This is a genomic window from Anaerosporobacter sp., assembly GCF_965301125.1.
Window position 1 is genome coordinate 22,848 of sequence record NZ_CBDLAM010000034.1, and the last position, 4,037, is coordinate 26,884.

Sequence of the window (4,037 nt, forward strand, 5' to 3'; positions counted from 1 at the left end):
CTATAGTTCCTACACTGCCAAGCAAATATCCTTTATTCGTAAACTCTGTAAGAGCAGCATATACAATATTTCTCTGTTTTGCTGGTGGTAAATTAAAAAATGTTTGTTTTGGCATTGGTATCTCCTATTCATTTGCATAGATTATCAATTAGATTGTAATTCTAATAATCCTAAATGTCAAATATTCATACTAGATTATATGATTGTACTTTGCATTTAGTTATCTTTTATGTTAACATAGCAAGATAAGTTATCAAAAATATCTGTTATCGGAGGATTACTATGTTACGTTTACGACCTTTCAAATTATGTGATGCCCCTTATTTGTTAAAATGGCTTCAAGATGAAAAGTCCTTCACAATGTGGAGCGCCAATAAGTTTACATATCCGCTTACTATAGAACAAATCATTGAATATAAAAACCGTACTGATGAAGATCCTAATGCCTTTATATTTGTTGCTTTAGATGAATCTGGTACACCTGTGGGACATTTCTTCATGCGTAACGCTGACTATCAAAAGCAAAGTATTCACCTTGGTTTCATTGTTGTCGATAATACTTGTCGTGGCAATGGATATGGTAAGGAGATGGTCTCTCTTGCAATTCAATATGCTACTAAAATCTTAAATATGTCCCGTGTTACGCTAGCCGTATTTGGTAACAATGAAGCTGCACATAATTGCTATAAATCAGTAGGTCTAATAGACGAAAAATTCCACCCTGCATTCTTTGATTACAAAGATGAAAAATGGGATCTATATGACATGGCTTACACAAAAGAATAGATATAAAATCCTAGGCTAAGTTCTCTAAATTAAAGATAATAAAGAAAAGACAAGTATCAATTCTGATTGAAGCTTGTCTTTTCTTTATCAATATTCTTGTATGAATAATATCTTCTATATACTTCTAGATTTATAATTGATTTTTTTTCGAGCAAGCAATTGCTAATGCACCATATCCAATATGACAGGCAATACTTAATGATAAAGGATCCATATGAATTTTATATCCAGGAAATTCGTTTTCTAATTCTTCTTTCCATAATAATGCCTCTTCTTCATTACCTGCATAAGAAGCTTGAAGATGAATGTTTTGATTATCTTCTGTGCATCCAAAACGTTCTTCCATATCCTTACGCATTGCTTCAATCATAACCTTTTTTGCTTGTTTTTTACCACGGGATTTTGAATACGCATCCAGTTTTTCTCCTTGAATCTGTAATACTGGTTTTAGATTCAATACTGTACCAATTGCTGCTGCAGCTGGTGTTATTCTACCACCTTTTTTAAGGTATTTCAGTGTATCTAACGTAATATAGATACTAGATTCTAACTTAACAGATTCTAGATATTCTTTTATTTCTAATGCAGATTTTCCTGATTTTACAAGTTCAATTGCATCAAGTACTGATTGTCTTTGTGTGACAGAAATTCTTTGATTATCAACAACTTGTACTCTTCCATCAAAATCTTCTGCTAACATCTGTGCAGTTTCACATGAACCACTTAATCCACTTGACATCGGTATATAAACAATTTCATCATATTCTTCCAAAAGAGATTCCCATAAATCCATTACATCTCCAGGTGCTGGCTGTGATGTTGAAATCTCTGCACCCTCTTCTAGTTTAGAATAAAATTGTTCATGGGATAATGTGATACCTTCATAATATAGTACTTTATTTATATAAAAAGGCATTGGTAATACGGATACACCAAGCTTTTCACCCTCCATCTGCGTTATACCACTGTTACTATCTGTTACAACTGCTATTTTTTTCATTCTACACCATCCTATTTTTTTCTCCACGTACACTTGCTGAACCTATATTCCATATCAAATATAGCATTATATAAGTGCATAAAAATACTTATAACAGTAATGGTATATTATTCAATATAAATATGCAAGTGTAAAAAGATAAAAATTATCTAAAAATGAATATACATTATACATTATTTCACAACTTATATTTTCTCTCTAAGTTCAATAGATATTCCTTGACGCCTATTCCTGCGCCAAACCCCACCATACTACCATTGGTACCAATCACTCGATGACAAGGCACAATTATCATAATAGGATTTTTATTATTTGCACCGCCAACAGCTCTTGAAGCCTTTGGATTAGCAATTTTCTCAGCTATTTCTTTGTAACTACAAGTTTCTCCATATGGGATAGTCTGAAGGGCTTTCCATACCTTTTGTTGAAAATCTGTGCCATTAATTTTAATAGGTAAATCAAACTCTTTTCTCTTCCCATTAAAATACTCTTCAAGCTGATTCGTAGCCTTCTTTAATATTGCTGTCTCTTTGTCAGTTGAAGTTTCTTCACTTGTATCTAGACATAGCGATATAATAACATTATTCTCTTCTTCGATACATAACATACCTACTGGACTTTTATAATGTACTCTTGCTATCACAATTTTCTCCTCCTTTAGACAACAACTTAATCTAGATTAGTATCACTCCCACAAACTTCCCTGACAATTCTTTTTTCCTTTTCTGTTAAATTCGCTCCACTTAATAAATCTGGTCTTCTCTTCGCAGTACGAATTACAGATTGTTCTCTTCGCCATTTATCTATATTTCCATGATGTCCCGATAATAAAACTTCTGGAACTTTCTCTCCCATGAATTCTTCTGGTCTTGTATATTGAGGATATTCTAACAGATTATCGTGAAATGATTCGATCTCAGCCGATACATCATTATTAAGTACACCAGGTACCAATCTTGATATGGCATCCATCATAACCATAGAAGGAAGCTCTCCTCCTGTTAATACATAATCACCAATGGATACGTTATCGGTAACTATTTTTTCAAGGACACGTTCATCAATACCTTCATAATGGCCACATAAAAAAACAAGATTTTCTTCTTTGGCGAACTCTTGTGCCATCTCTTGTGTAAATACTTTTCCTTGCGGTGTAAGATAAATTACACGAAGTGGCTTCTCACTTCCAATCTGATTCTTAACATGTTCATATGCCTTGTATACTGGGGCCGCTTGCATTACCATACCAGCACCGCCACCATAAGGATAATCATCTACCTTAAGATGCTTATTCTCTGAGAAATCTCTAATATTCGTTGTTTGCAACGTAATCAAATTCTTTTCCCTAGCACGCCCTAATATGCTTGTATTCAATCCTTGCTCAATCATCTCTGGGAATAGAGTAAGCACATGATAATTCATCTCTATTTCCTCCTATTAATCAACTAAGCCTTCCAATATATGTGCCGTTATTTTCTTGTCTTCAAGATTCACATCAAGAATACAAGATTCGATATTTGGTAATAAAACTTCTTTCCCATTACCTGTCTTTACAACATATACATCATTTGCACCTGTTTGTAAAACTTCCTCTAATGTTCCAAAGTCTTCACCCTCATCTGTAACTACAGCACAACCAATTAAGTCATAGATAAAGTATTCTCCTTCTTCAAGTTTAACAGCATCTTCTCTAGTAACAAGAAGATCTTTACCTTTATATTTCTCTATATCATTAATGTTGTCATATCCCTTAAACTTAACAATTACCATTTGTTTAAAGAAACGGACACCCGAGATTTCCATATCAATTTGTTCTTTTCCTGTATCTAATATAACTTTCTTTAATTTCTTAAAACGATTTAAGTCATCTGTCGTTGGAAAAACTTTAACTTCCCCTTTAATTCCATGAGTTGAGCTGATAACACCCACACGTAATAAATTGTCCATCTATTTCCTCCTATTACGGGATTATATTCAAAAGGGTGTCTGCGACCAAGACACCCTCTGTAATCATTGTACTAATCTAACTTCTATTATTGTATCTCAACAATTACTTTCTTATCATCTTTTGATGCAGCTGCTTTAACAACGGTACGGATTGCTTTCGCAATACGGCCTTGTTTGCCAATAACTTTCCCCATATCATCTGCTGCTACTTTTAATTCTACAATGATTGCCTTATCGGTTTCGTTTTCTGTTACAACTACCTCTTCTGGATGATCTACTAATGCTGTAGCTATTACCTCAACAA

General features: G+C 33.6%; 6 protein-coding genes. 1 reads left to right on the plus strand and 5 read right to left on the minus strand.

Going from position 1 to position 4,037, the window contains the following annotated elements; genetic code table 11:
- Positions 1 to 282 precede the first annotated feature (282 nt).
- On the plus strand, positions 283 to 786 hold the full coding sequence (locus ACW2QF_RS05765) for a GNAT family N-acetyltransferase (RefSeq protein WP_455715045.1): 504 nt from the start codon (positions 283 to 285) through the stop codon (positions 784 to 786).
- A 130-nt stretch (positions 787 to 916) separates the two neighbouring features.
- Here ACW2QF_RS05765 and ACW2QF_RS05770 read toward each other — a convergent pair whose 3' ends face one another.
- From ACW2QF_RS05770 to ACW2QF_RS05790, 5 genes are all read right to left on the minus strand, one after another.
- Positions 917 to 1,786, minus strand: a complete 870-nt coding sequence (locus ACW2QF_RS05770) for a DegV family protein (RefSeq protein WP_455715046.1) — start codon at positions 1,784 to 1,786, stop codon at positions 917 to 919.
- Between the two features lie 178 nt (positions 1,787 to 1,964).
- Positions 1,965 to 2,429, minus strand: a complete 465-nt coding sequence (locus ACW2QF_RS05775) for a methylated-DNA--[protein]-cysteine S-methyltransferase (RefSeq protein WP_455715047.1) — start codon at positions 2,427 to 2,429, stop codon at positions 1,965 to 1,967.
- A gap of 26 nt (positions 2,430 to 2,455) precedes the next feature.
- Positions 2,456 to 3,208, minus strand: coding sequence for a tRNA (guanosine(37)-N1)-methyltransferase TrmD (trmD, locus tag ACW2QF_RS05780; RefSeq protein WP_455715048.1), 753 nt, complete (start codon positions 3,206 to 3,208; stop codon positions 2,456 to 2,458).
- 15 nt (positions 3,209 to 3,223) lie between these two features.
- Positions 3,224 to 3,733: a ribosome maturation factor RimM gene (rimM, locus tag ACW2QF_RS05785; protein ID WP_455715049.1), complete on the minus strand. Its 510-nt coding sequence runs from the start codon at positions 3,731 to 3,733 to the stop codon at positions 3,224 to 3,226.
- Between the two features lie 86 nt (positions 3,734 to 3,819).
- Positions 3,820 to 4,037, minus strand: a 218-nt coding sequence (locus tag ACW2QF_RS05790) for a KH domain-containing protein (protein ID WP_455715050.1), incomplete at its 5' end; no start/stop codon positions are given.

Coding starts and splice junctions, on each gene's coding strand:
- ACW2QF_RS05765 (WP_455715045.1), top strand. CDS start 283: ATGTTACGTTTACGACCTTTCAAATTATGTGATGCCCCTTATTTGTTA.
- ACW2QF_RS05770 (WP_455715046.1), bottom strand. CDS start 1,786: ATGAAAAAAATAGCAGTTGTAACAGATAGTAACAGTGGTATAACGCAG.
- trmD (WP_455715048.1), bottom strand. CDS start 3,208: ATGAATTATCATGTGCTTACTCTATTCCCAGAGATGATTGAGCAAGGA.
- rimM (WP_455715049.1), bottom strand. CDS start 3,733: ATGGACAATTTATTACGTGTGGGTGTTATCAGCTCAACTCATGGAATT.